Source organism: Mesorhizobium sp. M0514, from assembly GCF_040321145.1.
GTDB lineage: Bacteria > Pseudomonadota > Alphaproteobacteria > Rhizobiales > Rhizobiaceae > Mesorhizobium.
Window position 1 is genome coordinate 1 of record NZ_JAMYQZ010000094.1, and the last position, 22,242, is coordinate 22,242.

Genomic DNA, 22,242 nt, shown 5'->3' on the forward strand with positions numbered 1-22,242 from the left:
ACAGCAGCGCCTCTGTGTAGGGGTGATAGGGTGGCGCGAAGATCTGGTCGGTCGTGCCCTGCTCGACGATGTAGCCGAGATACATGACGACGACGCGGTCGGCGATGTAGCGCACGACGGACAGATCGTGGCTGATGAACAGCATCGTCGTCTTGTTCTTGCGCTGGATGTCCATCAGCAGCTCGGTCACGGCCGCCTGCACCGAGACGTCGAGTGCCGACACCGGCTCGTCGGCCACCACCACCTTGGCATCGCCGGCAAAGGCACGCGCCACGCCGATGCGCTGCTTCTGGCCGCCCGACAACTGGCGCGGCTTGCGTGTCTCGAAGGCCCGCGGCAGCTTCACCAGGTCGAGCAATTCCAGCATGCGCTTGCGCCGCTCGGCGACATTGTTGCCGACTTTGAATTTTTCCAGCGTGCGGATGATCTGCGAACCGACGGAGTGGCTGGGATTGAGTGTATCGAACGGGTTCTGGAACACCATCTGGATCGACGACACCGTTTCGACGCTGCGCTTTTCGATGCCGGTCGACTGGATCTCCTTGTTGCCCAGCGTCACTGTGCCGGCACTTGCCGTCTCCAGCCCCAGCAGGACCTTGGCCAGTGTCGACTTTCCACAGCCGGACTCGCCGACGATGGCGACGGTCTCGGATTCGCGCGCCATGAACGAGATCGTCTCATTGGCCTTGACGACGCGGCCTTCGCTGGAGCCGAACACTTCGCTGCCGCCGACCTTGTAGTATTTTCTCAAATCCTCGATCTTGAGCACCGGGGCGCCGGGCACGACCTTCTCATTGACCTTCTTGGCGCCGGGAGGCAGCGCTTCCCAGTCGATCTCGTTGAAGCGCACGCAGCGCGAGAAATGCCCTTCGTGACCGGCGACCTCGATCATCGGGATTTCGGCGGCGTTGCAGACGCCCTCGACGAAATGGTGGCAGCGCGGCCCGAAATTGCAGCCCTTGGGCCGCTCATGCGGCAGCGGCAACTGGCCGGGGATAGAGATCAGCGGCCGCGAATTCTTGTCGGCGCCCGGCAGCGGAATCGAGCGGAACAGCCCTTGCGTATAGGGGTGACGCATCCGGTCGAACACGTCCTTGATCTTGCCGGTCTCGACCGCTTCGCCCGAATACATCACCGTGATGCGGTCGCAGGTCTCGAGGATGAGGCCGAGATTGTGCGACACGAAGATCATCGACGTGCCGAACTTCTCGCCCAGCCCCTTGACCAGTTCGACGATGCCGGCCTCCACCGTCACGTCGAGCGCCGTCGTCGGCTCGTCGAGCAGAAGCAGCGCCGGTTTCGACAGCAGCGCCATGGCAATGACGATGCGCTGCTGCTGGCCACCGGACAGCTGGTGCGGATAGGAACGCATCATCCGTTCGGGATCGGGCAATCTCACCGAGCGCACCATTTCGAGCGCCCTTTTGTAAGCCTCTTCCTTCGACACCTTGTCGTGGATCAGCGGCACTTCCATCAATTGCTGGCCGACCTTCATCGCCGGATTGAGGCTCGCCATCGGCTCCTGGTAGATCATGGCGATCTTGTTGCCGCGGATGGAGCGCAACTCCTCGTCGGACAGCTCGCCCATGTCCTTGCCCTGGAACTTGATCTTGCCGCCGACAATCTTTCCGATGTTGGAGAGGTCGCGCATGATGCCGAGCGACACGGTCGACTTGCCGCAGCCGGACTCGCCGACGATGCCCATGGCTTCGCCCGGCATCACCGTGCAGGAAAAGTCCATGACGGCGGGGATCTCGCCCTTGCGGGTGAAGAAGGAGATCGACAGGTTCTCGATCTCGATGATCGGCGCAGCGCTTGGCCCAAGGGTCGGCTTGCCGGGATTTCGAACTGCCTCATTCATGGGTCGCTCCAATCCTATTTTCATGCTCGCGGGCCGACCCGCAGATCAGTCTTTCATCGATTGTTCGCGCAGCGAGTCGGCAAGCAGGTTCAAGCCCAGCACGAACGACATCAGCGCGATGGTCGGCGGCAGCGCCGGGTGGATGAAGGAGCGCAGCAGGCGGCTGGCGTCCTTGATTGCGGTGCCCCAGTCCGGGCTCTCCGGCGCCAGGCCCAGCCCGAAATAGCCGAGCGTGCCGAGCAGGATCGTGGTGTAGCCGATGCGCAGGCAGGCATCGACGATCAGCGGCCCGCGCGCATTGGGCAGGATCTCCCACAGCATGATGTACCAGGGCGATTCACCGCGCGTCTGCGCCGCCGCCACATAGTCGCGCGTCTTGATGTCCATCACCAGGCCGCGCACGATGCGGAACACGCCGGGGCTGGAGGCGAACACCACCGCCACGAAGATGTTGAGCTGGTTGGGATCGATGTGGATGATCTTGAACGGATCGGCGTCGAACACCAGGCCGGCATAGACCCAGCCGCCGATGACCAGCGTCAGCCCGAGCAATATATAGAGGCGGTCCGGCCGGTTCTTGTAGCGGGTCCAGAACAGCACCGAAAAGAAGATGATCGGGAACAGGAAGAACAGCCCGGCCATGGCGTAGGGGATCGGCGTATCCATGATGCCCGGCGTCACCAGCAGGTAAAACAGCAGGATCACCGGGAAGGCCAGCACCAGATTGGCCAGGAAGGACAGCACAGTGTCGATCCGGCCGCCATAGTAGCCGGCGGGCAGACCGAGCGTAATGCCGACCATCAGCGCGAAACCGGTCGCAGCCGGTGCGATGATCAGCACGATCTGGCTGCCATAGACCATGCGCGAAAAGACATCGCGGGCGAGCTTGTCGCCGCCGAAATAGTAGATGAGTTTCGATACCGGCTCGAGCGCGCCCGGCAGCGCATCCTTCATGATCGGGACCTGGGCGAGCGGATCGAAGGGCGCGACGGTCGACGCGAAGATTGCAGTGAACAGCCAGAACAGGCAGATGCCGACACCGACAATGCCGACGCCGCTATCGAACAGCTGGCCGTAGAGGCCTAGCCTTTTCTTGTAGGTGAAGCTCGCCCCCATCACCAGGGCAAGCCCTAACCAGACCGGCCAGAAACGCCCAATCACGCCGAGCACGACATTGAAGGCACCGATATATTCGACCTGCATCTGCCCCAGCCCCCTATTGAACTCTGATACGCGGATTGAGGAACGCGTAGCCGACATCCGAGATGAGCTGCGTGATCAGCACGATGAACACCGAGACCAGTGAACAGCCAAGCAGCAGATCGATGTCGTTGTTGCCGGCGGCCTCGACCAGCGTGTAGCCAAAGCCCTGGTAGCGGAACATCACCTCGACGATGACGACGCCGGTAAGCAGCCAGGGAAATTGCAGCATGATGACGGTGAACGGCGCAATCAGCGCATTGCGCAGCGCGTGCTTGACGACGACGCTGCCGAAGGAAAGCCCTTTCAGCCGGGCGGTGCGGATATATTGCTGCGTCATCACCTCGACCATCGAGGCGCGTGTCATGCGGGCGATGTAGCCGATGCCGTAGATCGCCAGCGTCATCACCGGCAGGGTGAAATTGTAGAAGGTGATGCCCTGGCTTGCCGAGGCGGCCGAACCGTTGAGCCAGCCGAGCCAGGAGGCGAAGATGACGGTGAAGATGACGCCGGACACATATTCGGGCGTCGCGGTCGACGCGATCGATGCGACGGACAGCGTTCGGTCCGTTCGCGAGCCCTCGCGCATGCCGGCCAGGATGCCAATCAGCAGCGAAATTGGCACCATCACCAACAGCACACAGAGCATCAGAATGCCGGTGGCGGCGAGTGCGGGGAAGAGCTTTGACGCAACGGAGGTTTTGAACTTCGTCGAGCAGCCGAAATCACCTTCCAGGATGCCGGAGAATTTCGGCTCCAGCGGATCGTTGCAGAAGGAGAAACGCTGCGTCGGCTTGCCGGTCGCCGGATCGGTCACCGGTTGCTTTGGGACGACGCCCAGCCATTGCCCGTAGCGCACGAAGAAGTTCTGCCGGTAGCCATGGTTGACCAGCCAGCTTTCGAGCTGTTCGGCCGATGTGTGCATTTCGGTCTGGCTGATCGCCAGCTTCTTCAAATTCGGCTCGAGGTTGATCAGGAAGAAGACGATCATCGTCAGGCACAGCATCGTCAATGCCATGGTGCCGAGACGCCGGATTACGAAAGAAAGCATGGCGGTCCCCTGCCGGTCTGGTTGGGGTTGGAGCCAGTTCGAAAAACCAGCTTTGCCGTTGCCGGCAGAGTTGGCCGTCAAATCGGCACTCGGATGCAATCAACCCAGTTTTATTGAACGGTCTTTCAGGAGAGTCCGCAACTTTTTGCTGCGGCGGCTTCCGGTTCTGGACCAAGCGAGGCGTGACGGGAAGGAGCGAAGCGCCCCTTCCCTGACGTTCCGATCACGCCTGGTCGAGCCAGACCTTGCCGTAGTCGCGCTCGAAGGTCGGATGCATCTTGTAATTCTGCACCGCCTTGACCGAGTGGCTGTAGAGCTTGCGCCAGTATGGCTGGATCATGATGCCGGAATCCTGCAGGATCTGCTCGATGTCCTTCATCATCTCCTTGCGCTTGGCCGCATCGGCAACGGCCAATGCTGCATTGAGCTTGGCATCCCATTCGGGGTTGGAATAGGCCGACTCGTTCCACGCCTCGCCGGTGCGGTAGCCGATCGCCAGAACCTGAACGCCGAGCGGGCGCATGTTCCAGTTGGTCATCGACAGCGGGTACTTGGTCCAGTCGTTCCAGAACGTCGAGCCCGGCAGCACCGTGCGCTTTACCTTGAGGCCGGCGTCGCGCATCTGCGCGGCGATGGCGTCGCCGGTATTCTTGTGCCAGTCTTCGTCGACCGTGATCAGCTCATGCTCGAAGTCGGCCTGGCCGGCTTCCGCCATCAGCGCCTTGGCCTTGGCCGGATCGCGAGCGACTTTGGGCAGCTCGTAATATTCCGGGTGGATTTGGCAGACATGGTGGTTTTCAGCAACCGTGCCGGCATTTCCGTAGCCAAGCTGCAGGACGACATTGTTGTCGACCGCGAGTTGCAGCGCGTTGCGTACCTTCTGGTCGCCGTAAGGCTTGTTGTTGATGTTGGTGCGGCACACGATGGTCGACGCGGTGACGATTTCGGACTTGACCAGGTCCAGTCCGTCGAGGATTGACACATAGTCGGCCGAGGTCTCGAAATTGGTATGGACTTCGCCGGCCTCGAAGGCACTGACCATGGCTGCCGGATCGGTGCCGTAGTCGACGAATTCGATGCCGTCGAGGAACACCTCGCCGTCCCACCACTTGTTGTCCTCGCGGCGCTTGTAGACCACCTTCTGGCCGACATCGTAGGAGACGAGCTCGAACGGGCCGGTACCGATCGGGCAGGCTTTGAAGTCGCCGCCCTTCTCGTCGAAGCTCTTGTGCACGATGAGGCCGGGATAGTCGCACATGTTCGGAATGAGCGCGATGTCAGCCTTGCCGAGCTTCAGCTTGACGGTGTGGTCGTCAACCTTGGTCACGGCGCTTTCGTCGAGCTTGTCGTCCTTGACCAGCGTGCCGAGACGGCCAGGCATGGAATTGCCCTCGGCCTTCTTGTCGGCCCAGCGCTTGAGATTGAAGATGACGTCATCGGCGGTGAAGGCATCGCCATTCGACCAGGTCACACCCTTGCGCACATGCAACGTGTACTCGGTGGCGTCGTCGTTGACCTCCCAGCTCTCCAGAAGGTACGGGCGGAACGTGTATTCGCTGGTGTACTTGACCAGCGGCTCAAGCGCCTGACGCTCGGCATTGGCGATTTCCGACCAGTCGGCCTTGCGCGGATCCTTGGGATCCTTGACCCACTGCGCGACTTTAAGGATGCCGCCCTTCTTGCCCTGCACCTCTTCGGCCCTGGCTTGGGTCGGCACGGCTACGCCGAGCATGCCGTAGGCCATCGCAGTCGACGCGCCGAACACGCTCGCCATGGCGAGGAACTCGCGGCGATCGACTTTGCCTGCCTTGGCTTCTTCGGCCATGGCCAGGATGTGATCGGGAACGCGATCGCCATTACTCTTGTAATTTGTCATACCTTAACTCCCATTGTTGGCTTTCCGCCTTTTAACATTCCGCATCCCTGCCGTGATGTCAAAGACGGCATGGCTACGGAACCTGTTAGGGAATGTGCAACTTTGAAAAGGGAGCGGTTCGCGTGATAACGACAGACTTGGCGCAAAAGTGCTAGCGCGCCCAGATTCCGCCGGAATCTGCTTAGGCGAGTAATTGATACATTTGGGCGGGTTGAGACAGCGCCAGTTCCGGTGGCGGTAAGGGCCAGGAACTCAATATTCCTTTTCGTAGAATATGCCGCCCTTGGCCTCACCGCCATCGTTGGCCTCGCCGCGCAGCTTGACGCCGCGTCCGACATTGAGGTCGATCGTCGCCTTGCCCGATCCTGGCCTGTCGCCTTTCTGGATCGTCACATAGGTGCGGTCATTGAGGTACTTGCCCGCCGACACGGCGGTGCCGCCCTGGTCATCGGTGGTCACATCCAGGTCATCGACGCCGATTGCACTGCGCAGGTTTTCGAGCAGCGAGGTCGAGCCGCCGACGCCGGCCAGTTGGCCGGCGGCCTCGGCCAGCTGCGCGATCTGAAGCGGCGACAGGTTCGACATAGAGCGGCCGAAAATCAGCTGCGCCAGCACCTCGTCCTCGGGCAGCGCCGGCACCGAGGAGAAGTCGAATTTCGGATTGGTCGCTTCGCCCGAGACGACGATGGTGACGGTGGCGCTGGTCGTGGTCGATGTCGCGGTCAAGTTGAGGTAGGGCACCAGCGAGCCCGAAAAGCCGACCGTGCCTTCGGTAAAGGTCAGCCGCTTGCCGAGAATCGACAGCCGCCCACGCTGCAAGGTGAAGGTGCCGACCGCCTGCGGCGAAGCCGCCGGGCCGGTCAGCCTTAGCGAACCGCCGAACTCGGCATCGACGCCCCTGCCCTGGATGAAGATCTGGTTCGGCGCATTGACCGTGACGTCGAGGACAAGCCCACTGCCGCCACCACCGCTGGCCGCCGCCGGTCGCAAGGCCTTGTCCTGCGCCCGCACGGAGGCGGGCGCGTTCTTGTGCTTGACACCGAGCGCTGCCAGCGAGCCCGGCAGCTTATCGGGAACGGTGATGACGGTCTTGGCCAGGTTGACGGTGCCCGAAATCACCGGCGCCGAGGTGAGCGGCCCCTTGATGGTCAGGTCGCCGTCGAGATTGGCTGTCACCACCCTGCCGTCGGTATAGCGGCCGTCGACCAGCTTGATCGACAAATCGGCTGGGAAACCTTGCGCCGGATTGATGCCGAGGGTGCCGGAGGCCGACAGGCTGCCGCGTGTCGACAGCGTGCCGGTCAGCCGGTTGATCCGGGCAACGCCGTTGCCGATCGAAATGTCGGCGGCAATGTCATTGACGGCAAGGCCGGAACGCGCGTCGACCAGGCGGGCGCCCGACGTGCTGACCGTGCCGCCGATCACCGGCGACGCCGCCGGGCCGCGCATCTGGATATTGACGTTGGCGGTGCCGCTGAGCGACAGCCCTTGCGCCGCAAGCTTGGCGGCCAGGAAGGAAAATGGCACCTTGCCGTTGAAGTCGAGCACCAGCGCTGGTGTGCCGGCCGTCGTCACCGTACCGCCGCCCTTGAGGCCAAGCCCGGCGCCGTCGCTGATGTCGGCGTTGAAGGTGAGCTTCTTGCCGGCGAATGTTCCCGACGAAGAGATATTCATGCCGCCAAGACCGGCGCTGCGCGTCTGCGAGGTCTGCACCCCACCAGCATCGATATCGAAAGCGACAGTCGGATTGCCCGGCGCGCCGGTTACCTTGACTGTTCCCGAAATCGAACCGGCGGCCTGGAGGCCCGGCGAAAAACTGTTGGCCAGCGAAGCCGGCACCTTCGACAGCGCGGCACTGATGTCGAGTGCCTGCCCGACCTTGCCGGTCACCGTCGCCGTGCCGCCACCGAGATTGAGCACCAGCTTGTCCAGCGTCGTTGTGCCGTTGGCGATGCTGACGGTCGAGGCCTGGGCGATGGCCGCCTTGATGCCCTGCACCGTGGCCTGGCCGGAAGCGAGTTCGATGGTGGTGGTGCCGCCAGCCACCTTTATCCTGCCCGCAGCCTTCGCCGGAATGCCCTTGACGGTGGCGCCGCCGGAAAACCCGGTCCAGTCGCCGTCGCGCTTCAAATCGACATCGATGCCGCTGATGGCGGTGCCGCCGGAAATGACGCTGTCGGCGCGAATTTTGCCCGAGATGACCGGCGCGGCGAGATAGTTGGCGACCAGCGCATCGATCGACACCGTCTTCGCCTGCAGGTCGCCGCGCGTAATCGAAGCGGTCGCAGCCTTGACGGCGACGTTCGGGCCATCCGCGGTCTTTGAGAAGGCGATGGTGCCGCGCACGTCGCCTTCGGCCTTTTCCAGCGCCAGCGCCGCCAGGGGCCCGATATCCGGCAGGTCGAGCGCGATGGTGCCGACCGGCACGAAAGCCTCGTCGAGCGCAAGGTCGCCGGAAATCTTGTTCTTGCCGAGCGACAGCAGCAGGCCGTTGATGGCGCTCTTGCCGTCCGCCGTCGCCAGCACCGCGCTGCCTTGCAGCGCCTGCCCAGCAACATTGCCGGTCAGTTGCACATTGGCCGCCGGATTGGCGGCATCGGCCTTGCCGGTGGCGGTCAGCTTCAACCCGGTGATTTCGCGTTCCGCCACGAGAAGCCGGTCGCTGCTGACCGTCAGCGACAGATCCGGGGCCAGGCTGGGCCCCTGCGCGTTGAGTGCAAAGCTGATCGCGCCTTTGGCATCTTTCGACAACAGCGAGATGTCGGCCAGTGCACCCTTGATATTTGCGCTAAGCTTGTTGTCGGCGAGGCTGGCCTGACCGTCCGCGGTCAGTGCGCCCGACGCCAGCGTGACCGGATTGGCGCTGACATTGCCATTGGCATCCCGCTTCAGCGTGGCGCTGAGCTGCGTGCGCTCTGCCAGCACGCTGCGCGCCGCCGCCGGCAACGCCGCCGACAGCACGTCGGCGTTGAGGTTGAGGTCGATTGCTCCATCGGCAAAGCCGACACGGCCATTGAAGGCGCTGCCCAGCGCATCGCCCTGCACCGAGCCGCTGTCGATGGTGATCGCATCGGCCGCCAGGCTGCCCGCGACCTTGGCGGTGACTTTGCCGGCGATCAGCGGTGCGATGGTCGGATTGTCCAGACCGATCTTGTCCGCCGTCACCGTGCCCGAGATCGGACCGGTGCGGCTTCTCAGATCAAATGCATCGGAATGCAGCGCAAGCGCAATGCCCTCGACCTTGGCGTCATCCGTCGCCACCGAAGGCAGTACCGCCGAGATGTCGAGCTTGGCTTGCGCAGCCTGCCCGGCCGCCTTCACCGACAGCGCCTGCAATTCGAGCTTGATCGGGCTTTCCGCGCTGCCCAGCGTCAACGGCAGGCTCGGACCGGACGATGTCAGATCGAGCGCGAAATCGCTGGCGCCGTTCGGGTTGACGGTGCCGGCGGCCTTGCCGGAGATTTTTTGGCCCGACAGCGTCGCCTGATCCAGCACGACGCCGCCGGCCGTCGAATAGCTGCCGGCCGCATCGACATCGAGCGGTCCGAGCCCGGCCTGACGGGTCTGGCTGGTCTCGGCGCCGGCCAGTTTTGCATTAAAGCGAATGTCGGGATTTGCTGACGGCCCGGTGATTTGCGCCGTGCCGTCGAGCGTGCCCGCGGCATCGAGGCCGGGCGAAAAGCCATTGGCAAGCGCAGCCGGCAGCGCCGAGAAGGTCGCCGCCAGATCGAGCGTCTGGCCCACCGTGCCCGACAGCGTCACCGAGCCGCCGCCGAGATCGACTACCAGCCTTTGAATGTTGGTTATGCCATCGGCAATGGTCAGGCTCGACGGCTCGGCGATCGCCACCTTGATGCCGCGCACCGTCGCCTCGCCGGACGCGATCTCGACGCTGGTCGCGCCCCCGGCAATCTTCGCCCGCCCGGCAGCTGTCGCCGGAATGCCTGATATGGTTGCGCCGCCGGTGAAATTCGTCCAGTCGCCGTCACGCTTGAGGTCGACGCCGATGCCACTGACGACGGTCGTTCCCGAGGTCACGCTCTCGGCCTTGATCGTGCCGGAGATCGCAGGGCTGTTGAGATAGTTGGCGATCAGTGCGCTGACGGTGACTGCCTTGGCTGCCACATCACCGCGCGCGATCGACACGCTGGCTGCATTGATGGTGACAGTGGGAGCCTCGCCGTCTTTGGCGAACACCACGGTGCCGCCGATATCGCCGGCCGCCGTCTGCCCGGCCAGCGACGCCAGCGGCGCGATATCGGGGGCGGAGATCGTCAGCGTCCCCAGCGGCAGGAATTTTTCATCGAGCGTGAGGTCGCCCGACACCTTGTTGTCGCCCAGCGCTACGCTGAGCCCCTTGATGGAGCGCTTGCCATCGCTCGTCACCAGCGCCGCCTTGATGGCGAGCGGCTGTTCGTCGACCGCGCCGGTCAGCGAGACATCTGCGGCCGGGCTCACAATGTCGGCCTTGCCCGATGCGGTCAGCTTGATGTCCTTGACGGTGCGGCCGGAGGCCGTCAGGCTGGCACTGTCGGCCGAAACCGAGAAATCCGGTGCGTTGCGCGCGCCGCTTGCCGTCAGCGCGAAATCGACCCCGCCGGCGATCGGCACGCCGACCAGCGAAGACAGCACCGAGACGTCGCCGAGCTTGCCCTTGATGTCGGCCTGGATATCGCTGCCTTGCGCGCTGGCGGTGCCGCTGGCGCTCAGCGAACCGGAAGTGAGTTCGATCGAGTTGGCGGCGAAAGAGCCCTGCGGATCGCGCGTCGCGGTCGCCGAGAATTTGACCCGTTCGCCAAGCAGTGAACTGATCTGCGGCGGCAGCGCCGTCGACACCGCATCGGCATTCATCTTGAGCGTCATGGCGAGGTCGGCCAGCGCCACCTTGGCCGTCAGCCCGGCATTGAGCGCATCGCTGCGCAGCGTACCCTCATCGAGCGAGATCTCATCCTTGCTGATCGAGCCGGAAAGAGAGGCCGTCAGCTTGCCGGTGACCAGCGGGGCCAGCGTCGCGACGTCGGTCTTCAGCCCGGCCGCCGCCAGCGACACGCTGACCGGGCCGCTGCGGTTCTCGATGTCGAAACCGTCGGAATGGATCCGCGCATCGAGATTGTTCACCTGAGAACCGCCCGCAACCACCGAGACGAGCGAAGCGCCGGCGTCAATCATCGGCGCCTTGCCGTCACCGAAGGCGCGCGCGGTCACATTGTTGATGGCCACCATGATCGGCTGCGCCGGGGTACCGACATTGACCGTGACCGGCTTGGCTTTGGCCACCAGTTCGACCGAAAGGTCACTGGCGCCCTTGGGGTCGACCATGCCGGCAGCGGTGCCATGAACTGCGTCGCTCTCGATCGCAGCGCGCTCGATGTCGACGCCGCCGGCTGCGGTCGCGGTGCCGGCGAGGTCGAAACTGGTCTTGCCGGCAAACAGCGACTTGAACCGTTCCGGCAGGAACCCTTCGAACGAACCGTCGCCCTTGGCCTCGATCCGGTTGCCTTTGTCGGTCAGCTGGTGCCGGCCGGTGAGCTGGGTAACGATCTGCCCATCGACCATGAAGGTGCCGACGCCGCTCCAGTTGGCCAGCGGCCCGGTGCCCGAGACGACGATGTTGACCGGCGGCGCGCCGGGTAGCTTGAGCAGGTTGGCGATGATGCCGCCGGCCGGCTCGGAAGCCTTGAGATCGAGGTCAAGCTTGTTTTCATCCGGCGCGAAGTGGATGTTGGCGTCGACATTGCCTTGCTTGCCGTCATGGCGGGTAACGTTGAGCACCGTCTGGATCGCCAGCGGCGACGCATCGACCTTGGCCGATCCCTTGGCCGCAAGTTCGGCAATGCCGCTGCCGGCAAGTTGCTGGCCGAGCGCGATCTCCGGCAAATCGATCGCTCTGATATCAAGCGAAACCGGCAGGCCGGTCGACCCGCTCTTGCTCGGCTCGGTGCTCGCCACAGGCAGCCGTGCCAGTTCTATCCGTTCGGCCGCTATGCGGTCGGCGCTGAAATTCTTCGACAACAGCGCCAGCGGCGACCAGTCGACGGCCACCTTGCGGGCCACCAGCCAGGCGCCCTCGCGGTCTTCCAGCACGACATGGTCGACCGTCAGCGCGCCGGACCAGATACCGTTAATGCCGCTGACCGTGACTTTGCTGTCCCCTGACGAGGCCATGTCAGAGATGATGCCGGCGAGATTTTCGCGGCCGCGCTCGGTCTTGGTCAGCACGACCAGCGCGCCGATGCCCGCCGCCGCCACGATCAGCAGCGTGTAGAAAAACAGGCGAAGGATGCGTTTCAAAATCTTCATCGTCAGAACGCCTGTCCGATGCCGGCATAGATGCCGAAACGCGGGTCGCCACGGTCGCGGTTGAGCGGCACGGCGGCGTCGATGCGCAGCGGCCCGAACGGCGTGATGTAGCGCAGGCCAACGCCCGCGCCGACCTTCACGTCGGAAAAGTCCGGCGTCGCTGTGGTCGAGACAGTGCCGGCGTCGACGAACGGCACGATGCCGATCGTGTCGGTCAGCGCAATGCGCATTTCGACCGATGTTTCGAAGAAGGAAAGCCCGCCGATCGGCTGATTGCCGATGTCCTTCGGTCCGATGCCCTGATAGGCATAGCCCCGCACCGAGCCGCCACCGCCGGAATAGAAGCGCCTGTCGGCTGGAACGTTCTGAAGGCCGGTGCCGACGATCGAACCCAGCGCGACGCGTTCGGCAAGCACGAATTTCGAGGCCGTGTCGAGCGATTGATAGGCCGAGCCCTCGCCCCTGAGCTTGAGGAAGGCGGCGCCGCTCAGAATGTCGTAGCTCGGTTCCGCATAGGCCAGAACCCTGAAGCCGCTGGTCGGATTGAGCCGGTTGTCCCTGTTGTCATAGACATATTGCAGCGGAATGCTGGCGATCAGGTATTTGTGCTTGCCGAAGGCGTCGGTGATCCTGGAATAGTCGAGCGCGATTTCAGCCGAAACCGTCTGCTTCTTGTCGATCTCATAGGACAGGCCGGTGCTGCCCTTGACCGAGAAATGGTCGTAGGCATCGGGATGTTCGAGCACGGTCTTGACGCTGGCGATGAATTTCGAAGCCGGCCCGACCACGCCCGGCTTCTCGAACATGATGCCGGCATTGTAGTTGAGCTCGCTGAGATCGTTGCTGCCGATGCCGCTGATCTTGCCCTCGATGCGCAGCTTTTCGGCCCGGCCGAACAGATTTCGGTGGCCCCAATAGCCTTCCAGGCCTAGCCCTTCGGTGTTGGAGAAAGTGCCGCCGACGCCGAAATAGCGTGGTTTGCGCTCGCTGACCTGAACGCCGATCGGAATGTTGCCGTCGGCGTCGAGACTGTCGGCTTCCTTCAGCGTCACGCTGTTGAACACTTCGAGCCTCAGCAGCCGGTCGCGGGCATCGTCGATCTCGTCAGGCGAATATCGCCGGCCGCGTTTCAGCCCGGTCATATATTCGGTGAACTCGCGATCGACCTTCTCGGTGCCGTCGACGGTGGTGTCGCCATAACCGGCAACCGGCCCGGCGGCCACCGTCAGCGTCACGTCTAGCGTCGAGGTGGTGTGCTCGGCCACGACCTGCCTGTCGGTGATCCGGGCCAGCGGCCGGCCCTCCTGCTTCAGCGCCCGCACGATCAGCGCCTCGGCCTTGAGCACGGCGCCCGAGCCGGCATCGCCGCCGGATATCAGGCCGAAATCGGCGCTCGCCAGCCCGGCGGCATCGCCCTCCAGCCGAATATTGCCGAGCGTGAATTTGGGCCCGCTCGAGATGCTGATCACCACCGGGATCGGCTGCGGACCCGTAAATTCGGCATCAGGCGGCAAATCGTCCAGCGCCTTGCCCTGGATAGTGATGGTGACGACGCCTTCATAGCGGGCGTCGGCATAAAGCGCGGCGACCAGCTGTTCGCGGTCGCTACGCGCCTTTGCCAAAAGGCCGAGCGAGCCGGAAACCGGGCGATCCTCGTCGGATTTCAGCGACGAGGCGTTTTCGAGCTTCTTGACCAGGTCATTGTCGGCATCGGGCGCTTCGATGGTCACCGCATAGCGCAGTGGGTCGACGATATCGGCGTCTTCGTCATTCGAAGAGCCCCACAATTTGATGCCGAAGAGCTCGAAGGCGGCCGCCGACCCCGATTCGGAAACGAGCACGGTCGAGCACGCCAACGCCACAATCAGCGCGCGCGAAAGCGTGCGCCGTGGCGCACTTACCTTCGACATCTGCGCTTCATACGCCGGCATCAGGACAACCTAGGTTACAAAACTAAAATTGGAATGAAGTTTTGAAGCGCTCGTAAAGGGGCCACAATCCAATTGTCTGAAATAGGCAGGGCTTGGAATTCACACCTTCTGCGTTTTCGCAAGAAAGCGTGATCCCTTTCCCGTGGATGAACTATCGGCATACCGGTCATTGGCCGGTTTGGGAACCGTTGGCGGGCGGAAACCTGCCCGTCCTCGTGTTGACAAGCTTGACTGAAGCTTGAACATGCCGCGGACGTAGCAGTGTCTGGAGGGTGTTATGGCGATGCGCGCGGCGGCTCGTGGTCTGTCGATCTTGATTCTTCTCATTTTCGCCTGGGGGTCTGTAGCGCAAGCGGCCGAAGCCCGCCGGGTGGTGACCTCAAATAATTCCGACTATTTCGGCTTCGATCTCAGATCGGACCAGAATGTCAGCCTCGATCAGTGCAAGACGACATGCCTCGGCGACCCCGCCTGCCGCGCCTTTACTTACAACAACAAGGCCAAATGGTGCTTCCTAAAATCCGACTATAACCAGTTGAAACCCTTCAGCGGCGCGGTCGCGGGCAAGGTCGTCAATGTCGATGGCGACCCCGATATCGGCGCCCCGCCGGAACTCGCCTTCTTCCCCAACTGGATGGCCGACCAGGCCCAGCAATACCGCAACAAGCTGACCGATCCGGCCTATGACAAGCCGACCGACGGGCTGGAATCACTCCGCGCCGCCGCCGAACAGGCTGCACTGACCGGCGACCATGGCCAGGCCATGAACAAATACGAGGCCGCGGTCTCGGTCCTGCCTGACGACGGCCAGCTTTGGCTCGGTCTGGCGCGTGAAACGCTTGCCATACAGCCGGCCAGCGGCACCTCCGAATCCTACAATCTGCCGGTCAAAGGCACCTCCGCCGCCATCAACGCCTACAAGTTGCTGCGCACCACCAAGACCCGCGCCGAAGTGCTGGCGCTGCTCGGCAACGGCCTCGACCGCCGCGATCTCTACCGTCCGGCCCTGCAGGCTTATGAAGCCAGCCTCGCGCTGGTCAGTTCGCCGGCGGTCAAGGCCGAATATGAGGATCTCAAGGCCCGCAAGGGCTTCCGCGTCATCGATCACTCGATCGACGCCGACACCAGCGCGCCGCGCATTTGCGCGCAGTTTTCCGAGGAGCTGGTCAAGACCGGCGTCGACTACGCCCAGTTCGTCACCGTCGACAACCAGCCGCCCAAGGGCGTCGAGGCCAAGGACAAGCAGATCTGCGTCGAAGGCCTGGAGCACGGCCAACATTACGAAGTGACCTTCCGCGCCGGCCTGCCGGCCGCCATTGGCGAGGTCACCGCCGCTCCGGTCGTGCTGTCGATCTATGTGCAGGACCGCGCGCCGTCCGCCCGCTTCACCGGCGACAGCTTCGTGCTGCCCGCCGGCGCCCGCCGCGGCATCCCGGTCGTCACCGTCAACATGAATGCCGCGCAGATGAAGCTCTACCGCATCGGCGATCGTTCGCTGGCGCAGCTTCTGTCCGGCTATCAGTTCCTAAAGCAGCTCGACGGCTATGATATCTCCAGCATTTCCGACCAGATGGGTGAGCCGGTCTGGCAGGGGCAGCTCGATATCGCCAACGACCTCAACAAGGACGTCACGACTTCGTTCCCGGTCGACGAAGCCTTGCCGCAGCGCAAGCCCGGCGTCTACGTGCTGACCGCGCAAGCGGTAAATGAAAATGACGAGGACAATTACAATTCGCTTGCCACGCAGTGGTTCGTCGTCTCGGACATCGGCCTGTCGACCTATACCGGCCAGGATGGCCTCAATGTCTTTGCCCGCTCGCTCGGAACCGCCAAGCCGATCGCCGGCGCCGAACTGACGCTGCTGGCCAGGAACAATGAAATCCTCGGCACAGCCACGTCCGACGCCGAAGGCCACGCTGTCTTCAACCCCGGCCTGACGCGCGGCGACGGCGGCATGGTGCCGGCCGTTCTGATGGCCAAGCAGGGCGACAACGATTTCGTCTTCCTCGACATGGGCCGCGCCGGCTTCGATCTTTCCGATCGTGGTGTCTCCGGACGTGCCGCACCGGGTGCGCTCGATGTCTATGCCTGGACCGAACGCGGCATCTACCGCGCCGGCGAGGATGTGCATGTCGCAGCCCTTGCCCGCGACGGCGCCTCCAAAGCGGTGGAAAACCTGCCGCTGACCTTCATCTTCACCCGTCCCGACGGCGTCGAGAACCGCCGCATCGTTGCCGATGGCGTCTCGGCCGGCGGCTATGCCGTCGACCTGCCGCTGGAAGCCAACGCCATGCGCGGCACCTGGACGGTGTCGATCTATACCGATCCCAAGCAGGCGGCCGTTTCCAGCCAGATGTTCCTGGTCGAAGACTTCGTGCCGGATCGCATCGAGTTCGACATGAAGTCCGACAAGCAGGAGATCGCCCAGGGCGAAACCGCCAACATCGACATTGACGGCCGCTTCCTCTATGGCGCGCCGGCCGCCGGCCTCGCGCTCGAAGGCGAGCTGACGCTGTCGACGGCGCGCGACTGGGACCGTTTCGCCGGCTATTCGTTCGGCCTTGCCGACGAGCAGTCGGCCGAGCCTTCGGTCACCCCGTTCACCGGTCTGCCGGTGGTCGGCGACGACGGCAAGGCGACCTTCCCGGTCACGGTCGACCAGTTGCCCGCGACCACCAAGCTGGTCGACGCCAAGGTCACGGTTCGCATGCGTGAAACCGGCGGCCGCGCCATCGAACGCTCGCTCAACATCGGCATCCGCCCGCAAGGCCACATGATCGGCATTCGTCCGGATTTCGCCGACAATGAGGTGCCGCAGGGCGGCACCGCCAAGTTCAGCCTCATCGCGGTCGACCCCGACGGCAAGCGCGAGACGCTGAAGGGCGCGCAGTGGTCGCTGGTCAAGGTCGAACGCAATTACCAGTGGTATCGCAACAACAACTCGTGGAACTACGAACCGGTCACCTTCACCAAGTCGATCGCCAACGGCCAGGTCGATCTCAGCGCCGATGCCGAGGCGACCGTGACGATGCCGGTCGACTGGGGCCAGTACCGGCTCGAGATCGAGACTGCCGATCCCGAGGGCCCGGCGACCAGCTATGAGTTCGACGCCGGCTGGTATGTCTCCTCGACCTCCACCGAAACGCCTGATGGGCTCGAGATCGCTCTCGACAAGGACAGCTATGCCGCCGGCGACGTGGCCAAGCTGAAAGTGTCGCCGCATTTTGCCGGCGAACTGCTGGTCACCATCGGCGCCGACAAGCTGCTCAAGACCGTCACGGCAACCGTGCCGGCCGGCGGCAGCACGGTCGAGATCCCGGTCGGTGACGACTGGGGCGCCGGCGCCTACATCACCGCAACCCTGTTCCGGCCCGGCGATGCGCAGGAAACCCGCATGCCGGCGCGTGCCATCGGCGTAAAATGGCTGACGGTCGACCCAGGCTCGAAAAAGCTCGCCGTCACCCTGACGCCGCCGGACAAGACGATGCCGCGCCAGCAGCTGTCGATCCCGGTTTCGGTCGCTGGCGTAGCGCCGGGCAGCAATGCCTATGTCACGGTCGCTGCCGTCGATGTCGGCATTTTGAACCTCACCAACTACAAGGCGCCGGATCCGGAGGGCTGGTATTTCGGCCAGCGCATGCTCGGGCTCGAAGTCCGCGACATCTATGGCCGTCTCATCGACGGCTCGCTCGGCACCAGCGGCAAGCTCAGGACCGGCGGCGACGGCGCCTCGATGCAGCCGCAAGGCAGTCCCCCGACCGAAAAGCTGGTCGCCTTCTTCTCCGGCCCGGTCCAGCTCGACGCCGACGGCAAGGCCAGGATCGACTTCGACATCCCGCAGTTCAACGGCACCGTGCGCGTCATGGCCGTCGCCTGGACCAAGGAGGCCGTCGGCCATGCCGCGACCGATGTCATCGTGCGCGATCCGGTGGTGATCACCGCCGGCCTACCCCGCTTCCTGGCGCCTGGAGATGCAGCGATCATGCGGCTCGATGTCGCCGACACCGACGGTCCGGAGGGCGACTATGCCCTGTCGATCGCCACGACCGGCGACCTCTCGACCGGCGACAAGCCCTTGCCCGAAAAGCTGACGCTGGCCAAGGGCAAGCGCCAGACGCTGACCGTGCCGCTGATTGCACAGACGGCGGGCAATGCCTCGATCACCATCAAGCTCGCCCATGGCGACGGCACCGCCGTCGAGCAGACGCTGTATGTTCCGGTGCGTCCGGCGCAATTGCCGGTCACCACCCGTCTGGTCGTCGACCTCAAGGGCAATGGCGGCTCGCTGCGCGTCGACAAGGAGCTGCTCGCGGCAAGCCTGCTCGACGGCGCCTCGATCAGCGTCGGCGTTTCGCAGGCTGCGGCCTTCGACGTGCCGTCACTGCTGATGACGCTCGACCGCTACCCCTATGGTTGCGCCGAGCAGACCACCAGCCGCGCCATGCCGCTTCTCTACGTCAACGATCTGGCGTCCGGCGTTGGCATGCAAAGCGATCCCGAACTGCACGGCCGCGTGCAGGCCGCCATCTACAAGGTGCTGAGCTACCAGGCTTCGGCCGGCAGCTTCGGCCTGTGGGGTCCGGGCTCCGGCGACCTGTGGCTTGACTCTTACGTCACCGACTTCCTGACCCGGGCGCGCGAGCAGAACTACGACGTGCCGGCCCTGGCGATGAGCCAGGCGCTGAGCAATCTGCAAAACTCGGTCGGTTACGACCAGGACGTCCAGGATCGCGGCAGCGAAATCGCCTACGCGCTCTATGTTCTGGCCCGCAACAAGAAGGCCTCGGTCGGCGATCTGCGCTACTACGCCGACACCAAGCTCGAAGCCTTCTCGAGCCCGATGGCCGTCGCCCAGTTGGCGGCGAGCCTGGCGCTCTACGGCGACGCGCAACGTTCGGAGGCGACCTTCCAGACGGCGCTGCAGCTGGCCAAGTCGACCACCGAGTACGACTACTACCGGTCCGACTATGGCTCACGGCTGCGTGATGGCGCCGCGATCCTGGCGCTCGCCGCCGAATCGAAGCCGGCGCCTACCATCGTGCCGGAACTGATCCGGCTGGTGGCAAGGGAACGTGCCGATGCCCGCTGGACCAGCACGCAGGACGAGTCCTGGATGCTGTTGGCGGCCCGCGCGCTGAAGTCGGGCAACGACTCGATCACGCTGTCGGTCAACGGCGCGCCGCATGCAGGTGGATATTCCAACCACCTCAGCGGCACCGACATTGCCGACAGCCCGCTGACCATCGCCAACACCGGCGCCACGCCGCTGCAGGCGGTCGTCACCACGGTCGCCTCGCCGGTAGAGCCCTTGCCGGCCGGCGGCGACGGCTTCACCATCGACCGCACCTACTACAAGCTCGATGGCACCGAAGCCAACGTCACCGAGGCGACGCAGAACGAACGCTACGTGGTCGTGCTCAAGGTTTACGAGCAGAACCGCTGGCCTTCGCGCCTGCTGATCACCGACCTGTTGCCGGCCGGCTTCGAGATCGACAATCCGGGCCTTGTCTCCAGCGCCCAATTGTCGAACTTCACCTGGCTGGCGCAAACGGATGCAGCCCATCTCGAATTCCGCGACGACCGTTTCGTCGCGGCATTCAATCCCAATGACGGCGATGGCGACCGCAACATCATGCTGGCCTACGTCGTGCGTGCGGTAACGCCGGGCACCTATGCCCATCCGGCAGCCACGGTGGAGGACATGTACCGGCCGCAATATTCGGCCCGCACCGCCACCGGCATGATGGAGATCAAGGCGCCGTAAGGCGCCTTGACGAAGATGAACACGCCGATGTCCGCGACCATCTCCTTCTCCCCGTTATGCGGAGAGAAGGAGCCGGCAGGCGGATGAAGGGCACCACCATGCTCTCCAGAAAATTTCTCCGTCGAACAGGCATCGCCGCCGCCTCCCTCGTCGGCTTTGCGGCGATCGCTGCCGCTTCTCTCTGGGAACTCGACCGCGCTTTTCCGCCGCCGCTGCCCGGAAGGCTCACCGTCTCCACCGAGGTCCAGGACCGCGACGGCCAGCTGTTGCGCGCCTTCGCCACGGCGGACGGTTACTGGCGGCTCGACACTCATCTCGACCAGGTCGACAAGCAGTTCGTCGACATGCTGGTCACCTATGAAGACAAGCGCTTCTGGGACCATGATGGCGTCGATGTGCTGGCGCTGGCGCGCGCCGCCGGCCAGTTCGCCACCAGCGGCCATATCGTCTCCGGCGGCTCGACCCTGTCGATGCAGCTTGCCCGGCTGATCGAGCCACGCGAAAACCGCAGCCTCGGCTCGAAGATCAAGCAGATGCTGCGTGCCATCCAGATCGAGCGGCGGCTGTCTAAGCAGGAGATCCTCGAACGCTATTTGACGCTGGCGCCTTATGGCGGCAATCTCGAAGGCGTGCGCGCCGCGTCACTCGCCTATTTCGGCAAGGAGCCGAAGCGGCTGACGGTCTCGGAAGCCGCCCTGCTGGTTGCGCTGCCGCAATTGCCGGAAAAGCGCCGGCCCGACCGCAATCTCACCATCGCTCATGCAGCCCGCGACCGCGTGCTGACCCGCATGGTATCAGCTGACCTGCTTGGCGAGCGCGAGGCCGCGCGCGCAGCGCTCGATGATGTCTCGGGCTTGCGCCGCAAACTGCCGGCACTGGCGCCACATGCCGCCTATGCCATGCTGCCCAAGGCCGTACCCGGCAAGCCATTGCAGCTGACGATCCGCAAAAGCGTCCAGCAAGGGCTGGAGCAGGTGGCGCGCGATGCAGCGATCAAGCTCGGTCCACGCCTCTCCGTCGCCATGGTGATGGCCGATGCCCGCACCGGCGACATCCTCGGCGAAGTCGGCTCTGCCGATTTCTTCGACGCCAGCCGTTCCGGCTGGATCGACATGACCAAGATCGTGCGGTCGCCCGGTTCGACCCTGAAGCCGTTCATCTATGGCCTCGCCTTCGAGCAGGGACTGGTAGCGCAGGAAATGCTGATCGAGGACAGACCGGTCGATTTCGGCGGCTACCGGCCGAAGAATTTCGACATGGGGTATCAGGGGGATGTCTCGATCCGCCAGGCGCTGCAGCTGTCGCTCAACGTGCCGGCAATCCGCGTGCTCGACTCTGTCGGCCCGGCACGGCTGATGGCGCGCTTCCGCCAGGCCGGCGTCAGCCCGGTGCTACCGGTCAACGAGGCGCCGGGCCTCGCCATCGGCCTCGGAGGCGTCGGCGTAACGCTGCGCGATCTCGTCCAGCTCTATACCGGCCTCGCCAGTGGCGGCAAGGCAAACACGCTCCATGACGGCACCGAGCCGGCCAATGCCGAGCGCACCACCGCCACCATCCTCGACGCCCAGGCGAACTGGCAGATCACCGACATATTGTCGGGCGTGAAGCCGCCCGAGGGCGCCTTGCAGCGCGGCATCGCCTACAAGACCGGCACTTCCTACGGCTACCGCGACGCCTGGTCGGTCGGCTTCGACGGCCGCTACGTGCTGGGCGTCTGGGTCGGCCGCGCCGATGCCGGCGCCGTGCCCGGCCTGTCCGGCTATGTCTCGGCCGCCCCCATCCTGTTCGAGGGCTTCGTCCGTTCAGGCCTCACCGCCGTCCCGTTGCCCAGCCAGCCGGCCGGCGTCGTCAAGGCCAGGCGCGAAGACCTGCCGGTGACATTGGCGCGCTTCGGCGCCGGCGCCGACGGACTGGTGCAGGCAGGCCCGACTGAACCGGCGCCAACGATCATTTTCCCGCCCAACGGCGCCCGCGTCGATCTCGCCACCAATTCCGCCGAGGCCTCGCCGCTGGTGCTGAAACTGCAAGGCGGCCGCGCGCCGTTCCGCTGGCTGGCCAACGGCAAGCCGCTCGTCGGCATCGACCGCCGCCGCACCGCGACCTGGCTGCCCGACGGCGCCGGCTATTCGACGCTCACCGTCATCGACGCCGTGGGACGCGCGGCAAGCGTGAAGGTGTTCGTTGAATAGATGGCGCCAAGCGATTCAGGGGATTGGGCTTCTTCGCCCGAGACGCGGCGCGAGGCACCCCCCTCTGGCC

General features: G+C 64.2%; 8 protein-coding genes. 2 read left to right on the top strand and 6 right to left on the bottom strand.

Translation table 11 applies throughout. The annotated features are described in order from the left end of the window. From NKI61_RS27440 to NKI61_RS27465, 6 genes are all read right to left on the bottom strand, one after another. Window positions 1-1,861 (bottom strand): dipeptide ABC transporter ATP-binding protein (locus tag NKI61_RS27440; RefSeq protein WP_352841805.1); only part of this gene is annotated, 1,861 nt, incomplete at its 3' end. Between the two features lie 45 nt (window positions 1,862-1,906). Next, complete coding sequence (locus NKI61_RS27445) at window positions 1,907-3,064, bottom strand: ABC transporter permease (RefSeq protein ID WP_352522042.1); 1,158 nt, start codon at window positions 3,062-3,064, stop codon at window positions 1,907-1,909. Window positions 3,065-3,077: 13 nt separating this feature from the next. Continuing rightward, window positions 3,078-4,112 (bottom strand): ABC transporter permease, encoded by a 1,035-nt coding sequence (locus NKI61_RS27450; RefSeq protein ID WP_023668188.1) that lies wholly within the window; start codon window positions 4,110-4,112, stop codon window positions 3,078-3,080. Window positions 4,113-4,335: 223 nt separating this feature from the next. Next, entirely contained in the window at window positions 4,336-5,988 is a 1,653-nt protein-coding gene (locus NKI61_RS27455) for an ABC transporter substrate-binding protein (protein WP_023668187.1), read from the bottom strand. Window positions 5,989-6,240: 252 nt separating this feature from the next. Continuing rightward, window positions 6,241-12,288 carry a translocation/assembly module TamB domain-containing protein gene (locus NKI61_RS27460; protein ID WP_352841808.1) on the bottom strand — a complete coding sequence of 2,016 codons (6,048 nt, stop codon included), beginning with the start codon at window positions 12,286-12,288 and terminating at the stop codon, window positions 6,241-6,243. Window positions 12,289-12,290: 2 nt separating this feature from the next. Beyond that, entirely contained in the window at window positions 12,291-14,219 is a 1,929-nt protein-coding gene (locus NKI61_RS27465) for an autotransporter assembly complex protein TamA (RefSeq protein ID WP_352841810.1), read from the bottom strand. Window positions 14,220-14,496: 277 nt separating this feature from the next. Between NKI61_RS27465 and NKI61_RS27470 the strand changes: the two genes are divergently transcribed. Continuing rightward, complete coding sequence (locus NKI61_RS27470; protein ID WP_352841813.1) at window positions 14,497-19,983, top strand: alpha-2-macroglobulin family protein; 5,487 nt, start codon at window positions 14,497-14,499, stop codon at window positions 19,981-19,983. Between the two features lie 83 nt (window positions 19,984-20,066). Then, on the top strand, window positions 20,067-22,172 hold the full coding sequence (pbpC, locus tag NKI61_RS27475) for a penicillin-binding protein 1C (RefSeq protein ID WP_352841815.1): 2,106 nt from the start codon (window positions 20,067-20,069) through the stop codon (window positions 22,170-22,172). The last annotated feature ends 70 nt before the right edge of the window (window positions 22,173-22,242 follow it).